General features: G+C 37.9%; 12 protein-coding genes. 7 read left to right on the top strand and 5 right to left on the bottom strand.

All coding sequences use genetic code 11. From position 1 onward, the window contains the following. Positions 1-25 precede the first annotated feature (25 nt). Positions 26-1,474, bottom strand: coding sequence for a sensor histidine kinase (locus MMB68_RS19655; protein WP_221785914.1), 1,449 nt, complete (start codon positions 1,472-1,474; stop codon positions 26-28). Next, entirely contained in the window at positions 1,471-2,154 is a 684-nt protein-coding gene (locus MMB68_RS19650) for a response regulator transcription factor (RefSeq protein WP_217028910.1), read from the bottom strand. The genes MMB68_RS19655 and MMB68_RS19650 overlap by 4 nt, the downstream gene beginning before the upstream one ends. Before the next feature lie 233 nt (positions 2,155-2,387). Here MMB68_RS19650 and MMB68_RS19645 point away from each other — a divergent pair, with 233 nt between their 5' ends. The 3 genes from MMB68_RS19645 to MMB68_RS19635 all read left to right on the top strand — a co-directional run bounded on the left by MMB68_RS19645 (position 2,388) and on the right by MMB68_RS19635 (position 6,524). After that, positions 2,388-3,419, top strand: a complete 1,032-nt coding sequence (locus MMB68_RS19645; protein WP_221785913.1) for a PepSY domain-containing protein — start codon at positions 2,388-2,390, stop codon at positions 3,417-3,419. Between the two features lie 193 nt (positions 3,420-3,612). Further along, on the top strand, positions 3,613-4,812 hold the full coding sequence (locus MMB68_RS19640; protein WP_221785912.1) for a class I SAM-dependent rRNA methyltransferase: 1,200 nt from the start codon (positions 3,613-3,615) through the stop codon (positions 4,810-4,812). A gap of 278 nt (positions 4,813-5,090) precedes the next feature. Next, a complete protein-coding gene (locus tag MMB68_RS19635; protein ID WP_028411930.1) occupies positions 5,091-6,524 on the top strand; it encodes an anion permease in 1,434 nt (477 codons plus the stop codon). Positions 6,525-6,552: 28 nt separating this feature from the next. On the opposite strand, the gene MMB68_RS19630 is transcribed toward MMB68_RS19635, so the two are convergent. After that, positions 6,553-8,004 carry an alpha-amylase gene (locus MMB68_RS19630; RefSeq protein WP_221785911.1) on the bottom strand — a complete coding sequence of 484 codons (1,452 nt, stop codon included), beginning with the start codon at positions 8,002-8,004 and terminating at the stop codon, positions 6,553-6,555. 250 nt (positions 8,005-8,254) lie between these two features. Here MMB68_RS19630 and MMB68_RS19625 point away from each other — a divergent pair, with 250 nt between their 5' ends. Beyond that, the gene (locus MMB68_RS19625; RefSeq protein WP_221785910.1) at positions 8,255-8,944 is read left to right on the top strand and encodes a response regulator transcription factor; all 690 of its coding nucleotides are present in this window, start codon (positions 8,255-8,257) and stop codon (positions 8,942-8,944) included. After that, positions 8,922-11,168: a sensor histidine kinase gene (locus MMB68_RS19620; protein WP_264408722.1), complete on the top strand. Its 2,247-nt coding sequence runs from the start codon at positions 8,922-8,924 to the stop codon at positions 11,166-11,168. The genes MMB68_RS19625 and MMB68_RS19620 overlap by 23 nt, the downstream gene beginning before the upstream one ends. Before the next feature lie 326 nt (positions 11,169-11,494). Here the strand turns inward: MMB68_RS19620 and katA are convergent, their stop codons facing one another. Continuing rightward, complete coding sequence (gene katA / locus MMB68_RS19615) at positions 11,495-12,955, bottom strand: catalase (protein ID WP_221785908.1); 1,461 nt, start codon at positions 12,953-12,955, stop codon at positions 11,495-11,497. A gap of 275 nt (positions 12,956-13,230) precedes the next feature. Continuing rightward, positions 13,231-15,039 (bottom strand): carbon starvation CstA family protein, encoded by a 1,809-nt coding sequence (gene cstA, locus MMB68_RS19610; protein ID WP_221785907.1) that lies wholly within the window; start codon positions 15,037-15,039, stop codon positions 13,231-13,233. Positions 15,040-15,283: 244 nt separating this feature from the next. On the opposite strand from cstA, the gene proB reads away from it, so the two are divergent. Further along, positions 15,284-16,117, top strand: coding sequence for a glutamate 5-kinase (gene proB, locus MMB68_RS19605; protein ID WP_014457700.1), 834 nt, complete (start codon positions 15,284-15,286; stop codon positions 16,115-16,117). Next, a complete protein-coding gene (locus tag MMB68_RS19600) occupies positions 16,114-17,358 on the top strand; it encodes a glutamate-5-semialdehyde dehydrogenase (protein ID WP_221785906.1) in 1,245 nt (414 codons plus the stop codon). Before proB ends, MMB68_RS19600 begins: the two co-directional genes overlap by 4 nt. Positions 17,359-17,489: the final 131 nt, after the last annotated feature.

Below are 17,489 nucleotides of genomic sequence, written 5' to 3'. Positions count from 1 at the left end.
GATTGCTTCACGGCAATCGTCTTTTTTACGTCAAGGGCAATACGATTTCAAAAGCAGTTCCTGCATTCAATTTGCTCTCTACACGTATTTCCCCCCCGTGCAATTCTATAATAGATGCGCTAATGGCCAAACCTAAACCTGCTCCTCCGTATGCCCGAGAGCGTGAAGCATCAGCTTTGTAAAATCGCTCAAATAAATGAGGAAGGTGTTCTTGAGGAATACCATGACCGTTATCTTGTATTATCAACGAAAGTTCTTCCTCATTTATTTTTCCTACCACTTGAATAACTCCTGTGGTTGGATTTGTATGCTGTACGGCGTTGGAAAATAAGTTTAAAACAACTTGTTTAAATTGATCTTTGTTAACTTCGGATGGCAAACGGCTTGGAAAGTCGAATAAAACCTTTCTGTTCCCCGCCAACAGTATGAGTTGAGGTTTCATATCTAAAATCAACTCATCTATAAAACAGTACTCTTTTTGAAACGGTGGAAGTTGATCAAGCTGAGCAAGAAGCAGAAGATCCTGAATAAGTTTGTGCAGTCTTTTGGACTCTCCATACATGCTTTTTAATGCGTCGTTTAATTGTTCTGGATTACTGCTAGCCCCTCTTAATAAAACTTCTAAAAAGCCGTGAATAGATGTAAGCGGCGTTCGCAGTTCATGCGAAGCATCCGCAACAAAACGCCGCATTTGTTCTTTGGCTTCTGTTTCTGCTTTAAATGCTTTTTCAAGACGTTCAAGCATTTCATTAATAGAAAGAGAAAGGCGATCCATTTCGATTTGTCCTTGATTAACAGGCAAGCGGTCATGTAAGCTTCCGGCATTAATATGCTCCACTTTTTTAGTAGTAGTAAACAAAGGGACTAACGTCTGTTTTAAAACAGAAGAAAAAACAAAAAAAGCAATGGTCATTGCGGTGAGTGAAAGCATTAAAAAGATGAGCATTTGTCTGATTAAGAGGTCTCTTAATGATTCTGTGGGAGTATTAATTTGAATAACTCCCTGTATTTCTCCATCAAAGATAATGGGTTTTAAAACAATGACTTGCTCTTGATGACCATCCATTTTTTTTATGAGGCTCGTCGTGTTGTCCGGCTGGTTGCTTTTTTTCATTACTTGTTTGTATGTAGATGCAGAAAGCTTAGGGAAGTAAGAATGATGTGGATCCTTAGCCAGCCGTAAAAATGTGCTTTTTTGATTGATAAAGGTAATATTAACGCCCGGGAAATAAACCATTGGTCTTGATGATTGTTTTACATTCTGGCTTGTTTCAATATCGTGCTTCCAGACATCATCGGGAATCAAGTGAATTTGGTCTTCGATGCTTCTAATTTTATTTGTGTAAATAAATTGCTTCATAAATACGTATTGAAAAACGCCTATCAGCATCAGTAAGCTCAAAATAACGAGTAAACTTCTAGATAAAAGCTGAAGGCGAAGAGAATTCAGATGAAAGAAACGTTTGTGCTTCATGAAATATCAATCCGGTATCCTACACCGCGAAGCGTTCGAATAACGGTTCGGCTATGGTCCTGTAATTTTTCTCTCAGTGATCGAATGTATACTTCAACAATGTTTTCTTCTCCTCCAAAATCATATCCCCACACTCGATCTAAAATGGTGGATTTACTTAGTACAAGACCGTGATTAATAACCAAGAATTTCAAGAGTGCATATTCAGTAGGGGATAAATCAAGTATGTGATTAAGGTATTTAATTTCTTTGCGGCGGTCATCAATTTTAAATGGACCGATTGATACCTCGTCTAATAGGTTGGGAAATTGATTGCGGATTCTAGCTTGAATGCGCGCAAGAAGTTCTTCAAAACTGAAGGGTTTGACCATATAATCATCTGCTCCAATAGTCAGTCCCTTTACTCGATCGTCCACTTGATCTTTTGCTGTTAGCATGATGACAGCTATATTCCCCATTTTCTTTAACAAGCGGCATACTTCAAATCCATCCATTCCAGGAAGCATAACATCTACAATAGCGATATGAGGCTTGAATTCTTTGGCTATATTAATTCCTTCAATTCCGTCTTGGGCAGTTTTGATATCAAATCCTTCATTCGTTAAACCTAAAGATAAAAACTGTAAAATAGTGGGTTCGTCATCTATAAGCAAGACTTTAATTCCTTTTAATTGATCCATCATGGTGAAAACTCCTTTGCTCCTCTACTTTCTATTATGCTTTTTTATCTGAAACAGCCCTGAATAATAGCTGAAAGCAAGCTGAAAAATAGTAGCTATTCTTATATCTTCAGCTAACTTTAAGCTTCTATTCGTCTTATTCTCAGAAATCTTTTGCATAATGAACGGCGTACTAGATAAAACGCCATAAATTAGACGGAAAGTCTAATGGTGAAAGAGGAGGAAATTTAAGGATGATTAAATGGACAAAAGTATTGTCTACATCTGCTTTAGGAACTGCAATTGCATTTAGCTCTATTACAACGAGTCACGCTGCAGAAATGAAGACAATGAAAGCAACTGAACATGTGAGTATCTCTCAAGCTCAGGCAAAAGGTATTGCTCTGCAAGATTGCAACGGTACGGTCACATCTACAGAATTTAAGCAGGAATCGAGTGTGTATGTGATTACAATTGTAACGAATAACCTGGAGCAAAGAATTGTAGAAGTAAGTGCGAGCACTGGAAAAGTAGTAAAGAAGCGAGAAGTGAAGTTATGGACACAAAATCAAGTGAAAGAATCTGTTTTTAAGCAGTATAAAGGCGCTATTCAATCTATTACCTTTAACAAAGAAACGCGTGAATATACGTTAACTGTAGTAGATGGCAAAGTAGAATATACGTTAACTGTAGATGGTCTAACGGGAAAAGTCATTCATGAGAATAAAAAAGAGCTGCAGCTAATGTCAGAGCAAAAAATAAAAGAAGCAATTGTTAAACAATATAGTGGTTACGTATATAGTCTGGAGTTTAAAGAATCCGCTAGTCAGTATGTCGCAGTGATTCTTAAAAATAGCACTCAATATACAGTAACGTTAGATGCTTTCACAGGAAAAGTAGTTAATACTTCTCAGCAAGAAGTGAAGGTATTAACGAGACAAGATGCAAAAGATCTTGCATTGGCTACATATGCAGGTAAGGTGAAAATAGTAGAATATGATCAAAACGCAGCGATTTTCACAGTGAAAATAATCAAAGATAATACGGAATACACAGTTACAATCGATGCGGTTTCGGGTGAAATCACACATGTAAAACATGATAATCTTCAGCCGTTAACGGAGAACGCTGTAAAAGTTCTTGCTTTAAAACATCAAGAAGGAAAAGTAGAGCATATTGAGCTTATAACAGAAAACTCAATAACTGTATACGTGGTGACTTTAGTGAGCGGAAGCAAGCAGCAGACGCTTAAGTTCGATGCATATACTGGACAAGAGTGCTCATAATTTTTTATCTTAAAACATAAAACATACATTTCATTTTTCATTCATATCAAGCAGAGGGTGCTTCAAGGCATCCTCTGCTTTTCTATTTTGTAACTGGAAACATTACCGGTTATCTATGTTAAGATAAATGTAGATTATTCTCGTAAAATGGATAAAACTAGAATGAACTAAATTAAATAGATAGGGTGTACACATGAGAAAAGAAGTACAAGTTATAGCCAAAGAAGCTTTTATTAAAAAAGTGAATAAAGGTTATCCACTCATTGAAAAAGATGCGCTTGTTGATGGTCATAAACTGCAAGAAGAAGGCGTTATTATTAACTTAGTCACTCCAAAGAATCAATTCTTAGCCAAAGGCTATTATGGAAAACAAAACAAAGGCTACGGATGGATTCTGACGAAGAAGAAAAGTGAACAAGTTGACGCGGCATTTTTTGCACGAAAAATTGAGCGAGCTATTGCCTCTCGTCACGATTTTTATGCGTCTGAAGATACAACTGCTTTTCGTGTATTTAATAGTGAAGGTGACGGAATTGGCGGCTTAATCATTGATTATTATGACGGATATTACGTCACGAGTTGGTATAGTGAAGGAATTTATCAATTTAAAGAATACGTTATTGAAGCTTTAAAATCTGCGCCTAACTTTAAAGGGCTGTACCAGAAAAAACGTTTCAACGTAAAAGGGCAGTATATTGAAGAAGATGATTTTGTCACAGGAAATAAAGGTGAATTCCCTTTAATTGTAAAAGAAAATGGTATTCGTTTTGCCGTTTATTTAAATGACGGAGCGATGGTTGGGGTCTTTTTAGATCAGCGAGACGTCCGTAAAACGATTCGAGATAAATATGCAAAAGGAAAGACCGTTCTAAACATGTTTTCGTATACAGGCGCATTTTCAGTGGCGGCCGCTCTTGGAGGAGCTGCGAAAACAACAAGTGTCGACTTAGCCAATCGCAGCTTGGCAAAAACAATTGAGCAATTTAGTGTAAATGGAATTGATCACGAAGCACAGGACATTATTGTGGAAGATGTTTTTAAGTATTTTAAATATGCGGTTAAGAAGAATATGACGTTTGATCTTGTGGTGCTAGATCCGCCGAGCTTTGCTAAATCGAAAAAGCATACGTTCAGCGCGGCAAAAGACTACAAAGATTTATTAAAAGAAGCCATTGCTCTTACAAAGCCAAATGGTGTCATTGTAGCTTCGACGAATGCAAGTAATTTTGATATGAAAAAATTTCATTCGTTTATTGAAAAAGCTTTTAACGAAAAAGGGGAACGTTACAAAATGATGGAGCAGTTCTCTCTTCCAGCTGATTTTAAAACAATAAAAGAATTTAAGTCAGGTGATTATCTCAAAGTCGTGTTTATTCAAAAAGTAAATCGTTAAATGCAAGGCTGCATGATGAACTCATGCAGCTTATTTATTTTGATGAAATAACGCTTACAAGCTATTTTGAAGGGAATAAAATGAAGGTGAAAGATAAAAATTGTCAATATGTATGATAAAATAATAAAGGAATTATGCTCAACACTTCACAAATTTACAATATCATCCTTATGAAACGTATTTTTACAATTATTTTATTTTACAGTGGACAAGTATTGGGTACGAAGGGGAAAGAGCATACTACTATTATTATTTAAAAACATGAAAGGAGAAAGATTATGGCTGAAACAACTAAAAAGCCTGCCGGCGAAGTGAAGTTTATTCCTTTATTAATTTGTCTGGCAATCGGACTTGTTTTATGGTTTATTACACCTCCGTCCGGACTTGATGTGAAGGCTTGGCACTTATTCGCTATTTTTGTGGCTACTATCGTAGGTCTTATCATTAAACCATTGCCATTAGGCAGTGTAGCTATTTTATCTTTAACCATTATTGTATTAACTAATACATTAACACTTGAACAATCGCTCAGCGGTTTTCAAAATACGACGATTTGGTTGATCGTTATTGCATTCTTTATTTCTAGAGGTTTTATTAAGACTGGTCTAGGAACAAGGGTTGCCTATATCTTTGTTCGTTTGTTCGGTAAAAAGACGTTGGGACTATCGTATTCTCTTATCGTAAGTGATTTACTTTTATCACCTGCAATGCCGTCTAATACAGCACGAGCTGGAGGAATTATTCTTCCAATCATTCGTTCTTTATCTGAAACATACGGATCGAGAACTGGAGACGGTACGGAGCGCAGAGTCGGTGCTTTCTTAACAAAAGTATCGTTTCAAGGAGATATGATTACATCGGCTATGTTCGTAACGGCAATGGCGGCCAATCCTCTTGCTGTTAAAATGACGGAACAAATTACAGGAAAGACTATTTCATGGGTTGGATGGGCAGCGGCTGCAATCGTACCTGGAATTATTAGTTTAATTGTTATTCCGCTCGTTATTTATAAGCTTTATCCGCCAGAATTAAAAGAAACGCCGGAAGCATCTGAAATTGCAGCAAAAAAACTAAATGAAATGGGTCCGCTAAAGAAAGAAGAATGGTACATGATTGGCGTATTTTTACTTCTTCTTGTGCTGTGGATTTTTGGAGCTAATTTAAATATTAATGCAACAACAACTGCTTTTATTGGTCTATGTGCGCTGCTTTTAACGCAAGTGTTAAGCTGGTCGGACATCAAAAAAGAACAGGGAGCATGGGATACATTAGTCTGGTTTGCTGTTTTGGTTATGATGGCAACTTTCTTAAATGATCTAGGCATGATTCCTTGGTTCAGTGATCTGATGAAAGGCACTGTTAGTCATATGTCTTGGATGACGGCGTTGATTGTACTAGCTATTGCATATTTTTATTCTCACTACTTTTTTGCAAGTAACACGGCTCACGTCAGCGCTATGTACGCAGCATTTTTATCTGTCATTGTGGCCGCTGGTGCGCCTCCGTTACTGTCAGCATTGATTTTAGCGTTCTTTAGCAATTTATTTGGCTGTTTAACTCACTACGGCAGTGGGCCGGCACCGGTGTTCTTCGGTAGTGGATATGTAACGCAGCAAAAATGGTGGTCGCTCGGCTTTTTAATTTCAATTATTCATATTATCATTTGGATTGGAATTGGCGGCTTGTGGTGGAAACTGCTAGGTCTATGGTAAAAAAACAGTGGCGCAGGCCACTGTTTTTTTATGCTTCAGCCCAAACGGATACAGAGCCGCCGTTTACAGGGAACTGTCCGTAGCCATCTTCTTCAATCACAACTTGATCTTCTCGGTTGTTTGTGAAGTCAATCCACGTTTGTCCACTTCGGTGTTGGCCGACGAACATTCTCTTTTCGCCATCTTCGCCGTTTGACATCACCACAGCGCATCCAGACTTCTCAAATTCCTCTACACCATGCCTTACCCATCCAATGGTATTCGGGTGATCAAAATAATCGTCTTGCTGGCCGTATGCTTTGTCATAGCGTACATGCAAGAGAGCGGAAATATCTTTTTCTTTTCCCTCAATTGGGTGCTCTCCGCCTATCCCAAAATAGTCTCCGTAAAACACACAAGGATAGCCGTCTTCACGAAGTAAAATTAGAGCGTAAGCACTTTGTTTGAACCAATCTTCTACCCAAGATTCTAAAGATTCATTTGGCTGAGAGTCATGGTTATCTACAAATGTGACAACATTCAACGGGTGAGTCTTGACTAATGTATCATCAAAAATCGTGGTTAAATCAAAATCTCTTCCTTGCTGAGAGGCTTCATGCAGTTTATAGTGCAGCGATACGTCAAACAAATCGATTTGATAATCAATCACGTCTAGGAATTCCTGACAGGCTGTTAACTCTGGATTCCAAAACTCTCCCACAAAATAAAAGGGCTTTTCTTGAGAAGAGGACAATTCGTGGGCAAACTCTTTAATAAAATCGTGGTTAATATGTTTAATGGCGTCCAATCGATAACCGTCGCACTGCAGAGTGTCTGCTAACCATTTTCCCCATTTGATCATTTCTTCTCGAACTTCAGGATGATCGTAATCAATATTTGCAAACATTAAATAATCGTAGTTGCCAAACTCTTGATCCACATTTTCGTTCCAGCTTTTGTTTTCTCCGGCAATACGAAAAACGCCTTCTTTTCCATTTTTATCATCGTAATCAGTGCCGTTAAAATGATTAAAGTTCCATTTGAAAGAAGAATATTGATCGCCGCGCCCTTCAAATGTAAACTTTGTCCACCCTTCAATTTCAAAAGGTTCAGAAATTTCTTCTGTTCGGTTCATGGGGTCCACTTCAATGACGTGGAACGTTTCTTTTTCATCTGCTGCAGCTTTATGGTTCATTACAATATCCACATAGACATTAATTCCATGATTATGACAGGCATCAATCGCTTCATGCAGCTCTTGCTTGGTTCCATACTTTGTACGAACGGTTCCTTTTTGATCAAATTCGCCAAGATCGTATAAGTCGTAAACGCCGTAGCCATTATCCTCTGATGAAACACCTTTTGTAACCGGGGGAATCCATACGGAATCAATTCCTTGTTCTTTTAGTTGAGGAGCGAGCTCTTTGAGGCGTTGCCAATGCTCGCCATCAGCTGGCACATGCCATTCGAAAAATTGCATAATTGTATGATTCCGTTCCAAGTTAAATCATCCTCCTTTTAAATAAAAAGATATAATCGCTCACGGATAGTTCTTTAGAATCAAATGAGGAATTGATTATATTTTTTCTTTTAACGTTCCTGTTATCCCTATTCTTTAAACCTTTTTCAACATATGAAGCTTAAGAAAATCTTAAGATTTCCCCTTCCTTTTTCTTAAGAAATGCAGTTTACAATAAAACCCATAGACGAAATGACCCATGATATACTTTTGAAAGGAGTGTGAGAAATCAATGAACGAATATGTGGTTTTAGTCGTAGACGATGAGCAAGAAATCCGTAATGGCATTGCTATTTATTTAAAAAATGAAGGTATTAAAGTCTTTACGGCCAAAGATGGAATCGAAGCCATAGAGATACTAAATAAAGAAAAAGTTCACTTAATTATTCTTGATATTATGATGCCAAGGCAAGACGGCATTTCAACGACGTTTAAAATCCGAGAACAAAAAAATATCCCGATTATTATGCTGAGCGCTAAAAGCGAAGATGCAGATAAAGTGCTCGGTCTGCAGGTAGGAGCAGATGATTATGTGACAAAGCCTTTTAATCCATTAGAACTGATAGCGAGAGTTAAATCACAGTTAAGAAGATATGTGACATTAGGTACATATGAGGAAACAAAGACGATTGATATCCGAGGTCTCGTACTTGATATTGAGGCTAAGTCCGTCACTCTTGATGGGGCATTCATTAAGCTGACTCCCATTGAGTATAAAATTGTAGAGTTATTAATGAAAAATGCAGGGAGAGTTTTTTCCATACATGATATTTATGAACGCGTATGGAATGAACCAGGCTACAACGCAGAAAACACAGTAGCGGTACACATTAGAAAAATAAGAGAAAAAATTGAGATTGAACCAAAAAATCCGAGGTATGTAAAGGTTGTGTGGGGACTTGGATACAAAATGGAAAAGTAGCGTCATTTCAGCTATAGGGATTATCTTGTTTTTATTTGGTTTAGGAGCAACTATTTCTTCAATTAGTAACGTGCATAATCTATTAAAAACAAACTATTTACAAAAAAGCAGCTATGTAAAATCAGAAGACTTCAAAAAGCAAATAAGTCGTTTTACAAATGATCTCTACCTTTTAGAATTGACACAAAAAGATAAGAATACCGTTAATGCAAATAAGATAACAGAAGAAGAGATTGAGTCGTATCGATATACGGAAGGAACATTAACAGAACAAATAAAAAACGTGCACGATAAATATGAAGAAAAAATAGAAGACGCTAAACAGGCAAAGAGCAAAAACGTTGAAGCTGCCTATGTAAAGCAGCAGGATCTAGAAGTTAAAAACATTCAAAAAAAGTTTCAAGATGATCAATTCGTTCGAGAAGAAATAGCGAAAAACAAAAAACTCGAAATGAAGAAACTATATGATGAAGCTTTTGATAGACAAAAAACATTATCTCAATATAAAAAAGACATCATGTATTATTTAAAAGATAGGAACACGAACAAAATATACACGAACATCCAAAACGCAGGCAAAGAAGATGTTAATCAATTAGTAAAACAGAAAAACATATTGTATAAACATACTTATTCAGCTCAATCACCGCTTGTGTTCCAAGCAGATGAATATAAAAATTCGTCGTTAAGCAGTGAGGTAGACTCAGAGATCCCAACCCGGTATTTAAAGCAGAAGTTTACGGGTATAATTGCTGTTCCTGAAAAAGAAACCTTCATTAGTCCTTTATTTGATGAATATAACTATTATCATCATCAAAATGTAGCGTTTCTCGTGTATGCATTGTCAGGGATACTAGCTCTGCTAATAGGTTCCTTTATTTATAAAAAAACAATAACTGGACATTTAAAAGAAATAACAAAACAAACTGCAGTACAGAGGGTTTATAAAAAAATACCTTTAGATATTTGTATAATTGTTTTTCTTTTATATTCATTTTTTACATTAAGTCTAGTTCTGAACGGCTATCCTGCTTCTTTATTAGAATCATATAAGCATGTTGCTACGTTCTTCTTTTATATGATAGCAATATCCATAGCTATTTCCCTATGGGCACTTCAAGTATTTCTACTGTTTCAGCGTATGCGCACAATAGATGACATAGAAGAATATAAAAGAACGTGTGTTTATCAAGTAATTTATTTTCTTCAATCTATTTTTATTATCAGACATATTGGCATGCATATAATGGTTGTAGTGCTGCTTTTAGTGTTTGCCGTGTTTGCTGTTGCAGCTCTATTGACTAGTGGATCTATGTTTGCAGAACAAGTATCCATACTGTACTTAGCTGTTGGAAGTGTTGTAGGAGTGGTTACTTTGATACTGCTTATGCTACGAGTTAATTATTTAAATAAAATTATTATCTCAATTGATCAAATCGCCACAGCCGAGTGGAAAGAGCCGTTACCTATCAAAGGAAAATCAGCTTTGACTCAAGCAGCGCTAAACATAAATCATATCCAGCAGCAGATTCAAACATCTCAGCATGTTCAAGTTAAAAGTGAACGCTTGAAAACAGAGTTAATTACCAACGTCAGTCACGATTTAAGAACACCATTGACTTCTATTATGACATATACAGCGTTGCTAAAGTCGCAAGATCTTACTTCGGACGAACAACATGCTTACATTGAAATTATTGACCGTAAATCAAAACGGTTACAGACACTTATTGATGATTTATTTGAAGTGTCAAAAATGGCAAGTGGAAATGTAGAATTGCATAAAGACAAAATTGATATTAACCAGCTTCTTCATCAGGCTTTAGCTGAATATAATGAAGCAATTGAAGATTCAACTCTGCAATTTCGTATTCAATCTCTCGAAAATCCAATATTTGCTACTGTAGATGGTCAAAAATTATGGAGAGTATTTGACAATTTGATAGAGAATATATTGAAATATTCACTTGAACAAACGCGTGTCTATATTTCTGTTCAAGAAATAAACGAACAAGTGAAACTAACATTTAAAAATGTAAGTAAATATGAATTAAATGAGCAGGCAGATGAGCTGTTTGAACGATTTAAAAGAGGGGACACTTCAAGACAAACCGATGGTTCCGGACTTGGGTTAGCTATTGCTAAGTCAATTATTGATTTGCACGGAGGAGAACTGAATATTGAAATTGACGGAGATTTATTTAAAGTAACGATTACTCTTTAATGTGAGTGAATATAAACAGCATATCTAGTAAAAAAAGAGAAGCAACCTCATTATGCTGGTTGCTTCTCTTTTTTTAGCGTTCGTAATTTTATTCCGCAACCGCAAAGCGTACTGTGCTTTAGTACTTTTATTTCTCTATTACACTGATTACATCTTATTTCTTGTCCAATCATTTCTTCATCCCTTCCTCTTTTTACAAGAATTTAAATAAGTATCCATAAAATATGGATACTTATTTAGTGATAAAATGTTAAACTAATTGAGAATAAACGATAATCTACAATGAGAAAAATACCTTTATTTTTTCATTTAGAAAACTGATAAATTTATTTTACTTGCTGCGGAACAGATAATCCTAAACCGTCTGCAACGCGTGTTCCATACTCTGGATCCGCTTTGTAGAAGTGTTGAATTTGACGCAGTTTAATCTCTTCTTTTTCTACAGGCTTCATAGCTTCAACGATGTTTGCAACTAGTCGTGTACGCTCGTCTTTGCTTAGAAGGCGGTATAAGTCACCTGCTTGCGTGTAATGGTCGTTATGATCATATGCAACACTATCGGCAACGCCTGAAACAGGGTATGCTGCTTGTTTGTTTTCCTGTGATTCTGTCGGGCCGCCAAAGCTGTTTGGCTCATAATAAACAGAACGGCCGCCGTTATCGTCAAAGCGCATTTGGCCGTCACGCTGATAGTTATTTACTTCGCTGCGCGGACGGTTAATCGGTAGCGCTTGATGGTTAGCACCCACGCGGTAGCGATGTGCATCGCTGTATGCGAATAGTCGACCTTGCAGCATTTTATCAGGTGATACGTCAATTCCCGGCACAAGCGTTCCAGGTGAGAATGTAGCTTGCTCCACTTCGGCAAAATAATTTTCTGGATTGCGGTCCAAGACCATGCGACCTACTTCAATTAACGGGTAGTCTTTTTGTGACCAAACCTTTGTTACGTCAAATGGATCAAAGCGATACGTATCAGCGTCTTCTAATGGCATAATCTGAACGTACAGCTTCCATGAAGGGAAATCGCCTTTTTCAATGGCATTAAATAAATCTTCAGTATGATAATCTGGATTTTCACCAGCTAGCTTTGCGGCTACGTCTGGAGACAGATTTTTTACGCCTTGCTCTGTTTTAAAGTGATATTTTACCCAAACGCCATCTCCTTTGGCATTAACCCATTTAAATGTGTGGCTGCCAAATCCATGCATATGGCGTAAAGTTGCGGGGATACCGCGGTCAGACATTAAAATAGAAACTTGATGTAAAGATTCAGGAGATAAAGACCAGAAATCCCAAACGGCCGTCGGGTTTTTTAAATGTGTGCGTGGATCGCGTTTTTGTGTATGAATAAAGTCAGGAAATTTAATCGCATCTCGGATGAAAAATACGGGTGTATTATTTCCGACTAAGTCGTAGTTTCCTTCTTCTGTATAAAATTTAACAGCAAATCCGCGAGGATCGCGAACAGTATCTGCTGAGCCGTTTTCACCAGCTACTGTTGAAAAGCGAACAAATAGAGGTGTTCGTTTTCCTACTTCAGAAAGGAAAGCTGCTTTTGTATAGGTTGAAACATCGTTTGTCACTTCAAAATAACCGTGGGCACCGGCGCCTTTTGCGTGTACGACGCGTTCAGGAACACGCTCTCGGTTAAAATGGGCTAATTTCTCTAAAAGGTGAACATCTTGAATTAAAGTAGGTCCGCGTGAACCAGCGGTCATCGAATTTTGGTTATCTCCAACCGGAGCTCCCCAACTAGTCGTTAGGTTATTCTTGTTTGTTGTCATCTTAGAACCACCTCTTATTTGAATTTTATTATGTTAGAAATAATAATAACATCTTTAAATAAAAAATCAATACTAATTTATAATTATTATAATTTAACTTGGATATTTTGAGATGTAATCAGTGGGAGGATACGCATGTGAAATGTACGAACTATTTTAAAAATTTTCTGTATAGTATATTTAGTTTAATAATAAAAATGCTTGGTGTGCAATTATTTTGACCGGCTATTACTACGTCAAAAACACGCTTGCTTCTATAAGCAAGCGTGTTCGTTTTATATATTTTGTGATAAGTTTGCTTTCGCCGCTAGTTCAGCCTGAGGCGTGCGCCAAAGCTGCGTCCATTTTTGAATCGCGGCAATCATAATAATGAGACCGAGTATAAGCATGATGATCGAAAGAGTCGCATTTAATATGCTGTAACCTGCCGCAGCCGCGTTTAAATACACATTCTTAACCATCCAATAACCCGCATAGTTAACCGTTACGTAAAGGTAGGCTAGTGGAATGAGACAAGTAAGCATATAGGAGCGCTTATCCGCAATTCTAAGAATAACGGTTGCACCAATAATTAAACCAATAGATGCCATTAACTGATTCGATACGCCGAACAGCGCCCAAACTGAGCCAATATCTCCTGAGAACAATAAGTATCCCCACATAAAACAGGCTAGGGCACTTGCAAAAATGGACCCAGGAAGCCAGTCTACTCGCTTCAATGGCTTATAAAATTCACCAAAAAAGTCTTGAATTAAATAGCGGGAAACGCGTGTACCAGCGTCGATAGCAGTCAAAATAAACACTGCTTCAAACATAATAACGAATTGAAAAAAGTAAGAAGACAGGTGGCTGAACCAAGGAATTTCCGTGAAAATATACGTCATTCCTACAGCCAGTGTAACAGCGCCGCCTGTACGGCCTTCTAAGTTTAGGCCAATTTCTTGGCTAAGCTGAGGAAGAGCTGTTACGTTCATGCCAAGCGTTTTGAACACTTCAGGTGTAGAGTTGATTGCAAAATAGTCTCCAGGATGTAAAGCAGTTGCGGCAATTAATGCCATAATTCCTACTAAGCATTCGACTAACATCGCGCCGAAGCCTACAACTTTAATGTCACTCCAACGATCGAGCATCTTAGGGGTTGTTCCTGAACCAACAAATGCATGGAAGCCAGAAATAGCACCGCAGGCGATCGTAATGGAAATGAACGGCCACACAGGTCCTGCTAAAATAGGGCCGCCTCCGTGAATAAATTCAGTAACTGCAGGAAATGGAATTGCTGGATTTACGAAAAACACGCCTACAATCAGCGCGATAAAGACACCAATTTTCATAAAGCTGCTTAAGTAATCTCGAGGTGCTAAAAGCAGCCAAACGGGCAAGGCCGCTGCGAAAAATGCATAAACGGGAAGAATAATTGAAAGTGTTTTAATATCTAGCGTTAAAAAATCTCCTAAAGCTGTTCCTTGAATATAAGGACCGCTAAATACGGCGATTAAAATTAAAATGAAGCCGACGGTAGAAGCCGCTTTTAAATTACCGGTTTTTTTGTGGTAAATACCTACCCCCATTGCGATCGGAATAGTAATTCCAACAGCAAATGTACCCCAAGGATTTTTCTCAAGTGCGTGTAACACGACCATAGATAAACCGGCCATTGTAATGGTAATGATAAAAAGCATAGCTAAACCTGTACAAAAACCAGCGACGGGTCCTAGCTCTTTTTTAGCCACTTCTGAAAGCGACTGACCTTTTTGGCGCATAGATGCAAATAACACAACTGCATCGTGAACGGCTCCTCCGATTACAGCTCCGATTAAAAGCCAGAGCAGTCCGGGCAAATAGCCAAACTGAGCTGCTAAAATAGGTCCAACAAGCGGACCCGCAGCTGCAATAGCTGCAAAGTGATGACCAAATGTTACCCATCGGTTGGTTGGCACGTAATCTTTTCCATCTTCAAGCTCATGTGCCGGCGTTTTTTGCGCATCGTTTAGTTTCAAGACCTTAACAGCCATGAATGTTCCATAAAGCCGATACGCAATCATTAAAATACAGATAGATCCAATAACAATCGTAACCGCATTCATTACAAATCCCCCTATCCCTTAGTTGTATGATGTTTGTACTACTACACAACGTTATGTAATTGTGTGTTCCCCTTACAACTTTCATTATAAAAGAAGAAAGCGCTTTTATCACCAGTTTTTCCCTTAATTATTTAAAAAATTAGAAAGTTCAAATCCCCTTTGAAAAACTATAAGACTTTTCGCATAATCTCTGCTATAATTTTTAAAAAAATTAGTACGCATTTAGGTGTTTTTAGTTAGGGAGATGAAAAGAGTGAACCATCGTCAAGAGTTACAAAATAGCAAGCGTATCGTAGTCAAAGTAGGTACATCTACGTTGACCTATGATAACGGAGATATTAACTTAGCACGCATTGAAAAACTAGCGCGTGTGTTATCTGATTTAATGAATGCAGGAAAAGAAGTTGTGCTTGTTACATCAGGTGCCGTTCAAGTGGGAGTAAAAAAACTAAAGTTAAAAGAAAAGCCAACTTCTATTCGAGAAAAACAAGCAGCAGCCTCTGTCGGTCAGTGTGAGCTTATGCATATCTATAGTAAATTCTTTGGTGAATACAGTCACATCGTTGGTCAAGTTCTGTTAACAAAAGACGTAATTGAAGATGAACATGTGCGCAATAACGTTGTAAACACGTTTGAAAAATTAATTGAAGATAAAGTGATTCCTATTGTGAATGAAAACGATACGGTTGCCATCGATGAGATTGAAAACATCGTGCGCTTCGGCGATAACGATAATTTATCTGCCATTGTTTCGGTTTTGATTCACGCAGACTTACTCGTTATTTTATCTGACATTGATGGTTTCTTTGATTCAGACCCCACAAAAAACCCTAACTCTAAGTTAATGAAAGTAATAGATGGCATTACACCGGAACTTGAGAATTTTGCTGGAGATAGCGGAACGGATGTTGGAACAGGCGGAATGGTCACAAAGCTTACCGCTGCTAAAACAGCTACAAGTGCAGGCGTGAGCTTAATCCTAGCAAATGGTAAAGAACCAAGTATTTTGCGAGATATTATTGAAGGCCAAGAAATTGGAACGTTATTCTTAAAACAAGCTGAAGGAGTAATGAAATGAATGAATTGCAGCTTAAAGGAAAGCAGGCAAAAGAAGCCTCTTATTTCTTAGGAAATGTAACGAGCGAACAAAAACAGCAAGCGCTTTATAAAATGGCGGCTGCTTTATTGAGTCAGCAAGAAGCGATTTTAAAAGCCAATGAATTAGACATAGAAAAAGCCGTTCAAAAAGGCACGTCAAAAGCGATGTTAGATCGCCTATCTTTAAATGAAGAGCGGATTCACGGAATGGCAGACGGCCTGCGCCAAGTAGCTGCGCTTGCGGATCCAGTAGGAGAAGTGCTGTCTATGGCGAAGCGACCAAATGGCTTACAAATTGGGCAGCAGCGTGTACCTATTGGTGTGATAGGAATTATTTATGAAGCGCGTCCAAACGTTACGTGTGATGCAGCAGGCTTATGCTTAAAAGCAGGAAATGCAGTTATTTTGCGCGGAGGCAGCGAGGCGTTTTATTCGAATCAAGCGATTGTTTCTGTATTATCTCAAGCTGCGGCAAGTGCAGGATTGCCTGAGCATAGCGTACAGCTTATTGAAGATACCTCGAGAGAAACAGCACTGGAGTTAATGAAACTAAATGAATATATCGATGTATTAATTCCTCGAGGCGGTGCTGGTTTAATTGAAGCGGTGGTAAAAAATGCAACGGTTCCCGTTATTGAGACAGGAACCGGGAACTGCCACATTTATGTTGATGAAGAATATGACCGTGACATGGCGGCCAATATTGTTATTAATGCAAAAACATCTCGTCCAGCGGTGTGTAACTCAGCCGAAAAGCTGATTATTCATGAACGAGCGGCTCATGAATTTTTGCCGATTATTGTTCAAGCGCTACGAGAGAAAGATGTAGAAGTACGCGGTGATGAACGTGCGCTAACAATCGTTCCAGATCTTGTTCCAGCAGGGGATGAGGATTGGAAGAAAGAGTATTTGGATTTCATCATGGCGGTTAAAATCGTAGATGATATCGATGAAGCGATTTCCCATATTAATGTTCATAGTTCACATCACTCTGAAGCGATTGTAACCACAAATTATGCTCATGCTCAGCGTTTTTTACAGCGCGTTAATTCAGCCGCTGTTTATGTGAATGCTTCAACGAGATTTACGGACGGAGAAGAGTTTGGTTTCGGGGCAGAAATCGGAATTAGTACACAAAAACTTCATGCGCGTGGACCAATGGGATTAAAGGAATTAACAACGCTAAAATATATTATTTACGGAGATGGACAAATTCGATAAAAAGAAGAGGCTGGGACGAAAGTATCTTAGACAAAGTAAAAACGAACCATTGATCAAAATTTTTGATTAGTGGTTCGTTTTTTTGTTAGGGTGAACATAGTTTTCATCTGTTTAGATTCTTCTAGTAGTTG

Source organism: Priestia sp. Y58 (assembly GCF_029522095.1).
Taxonomy (GTDB): Bacteria; Bacillota; Bacilli; order Bacillales; family Bacillaceae_H; genus Priestia; species Priestia megaterium_E.
Note: the sequence above shows the minus strand (reverse complement) of the source record. Positions and strands in the feature narration are given on the sequence as shown.

Excerpts from the sequence above, each read along its gene's own strand:
- MMB68_RS19635 (WP_028411930.1), top strand. The coding sequence starts at position 5,091 with ATGGCTGAAACAACTAAAAAGCCTGCCGGCGAAGTGAAGTTTATTCCT.
- MMB68_RS19645 (WP_221785913.1), top strand. The coding sequence starts at position 2,388 with ATGATTAAATGGACAAAAGTATTGTCTACATCTGCTTTAGGAACTGCA.
- proB (WP_014457700.1), top strand. The coding sequence starts at position 15,284 with ATGAAAAGAGTGAACCATCGTCAAGAGTTACAAAATAGCAAGCGTATC.
- MMB68_RS19600 (WP_221785906.1), top strand. The coding sequence starts at position 16,114 with ATGAATGAATTGCAGCTTAAAGGAAAGCAGGCAAAAGAAGCCTCTTAT.
- katA (WP_221785908.1), bottom strand. The coding sequence starts at position 12,955 with ATGACAACAAACAAGAATAACCTAACGACTAGTTGGGGAGCTCCGGTT.
- MMB68_RS19625 (WP_221785910.1), top strand. The coding sequence starts at position 8,255 with ATGAACGAATATGTGGTTTTAGTCGTAGACGATGAGCAAGAAATCCGT.
- cstA (WP_221785907.1), bottom strand. The coding sequence starts at position 15,039 with ATGAATGCGGTTACGATTGTTATTGGATCTATCTGTATTTTAATGATT.
- MMB68_RS19640 (WP_221785912.1), top strand. The coding sequence starts at position 3,613 with ATGAGAAAAGAAGTACAAGTTATAGCCAAAGAAGCTTTTATTAAAAAA.
- MMB68_RS19650 (WP_217028910.1), bottom strand. The coding sequence starts at position 2,154 with ATGGATCAATTAAAAGGAATTAAAGTCTTGCTTATAGATGACGAACCC.
- MMB68_RS19655 (WP_221785914.1), bottom strand. The coding sequence starts at position 1,474 with ATGAAGCACAAACGTTTCTTTCATCTGAATTCTCTTCGCCTTCAGCTT.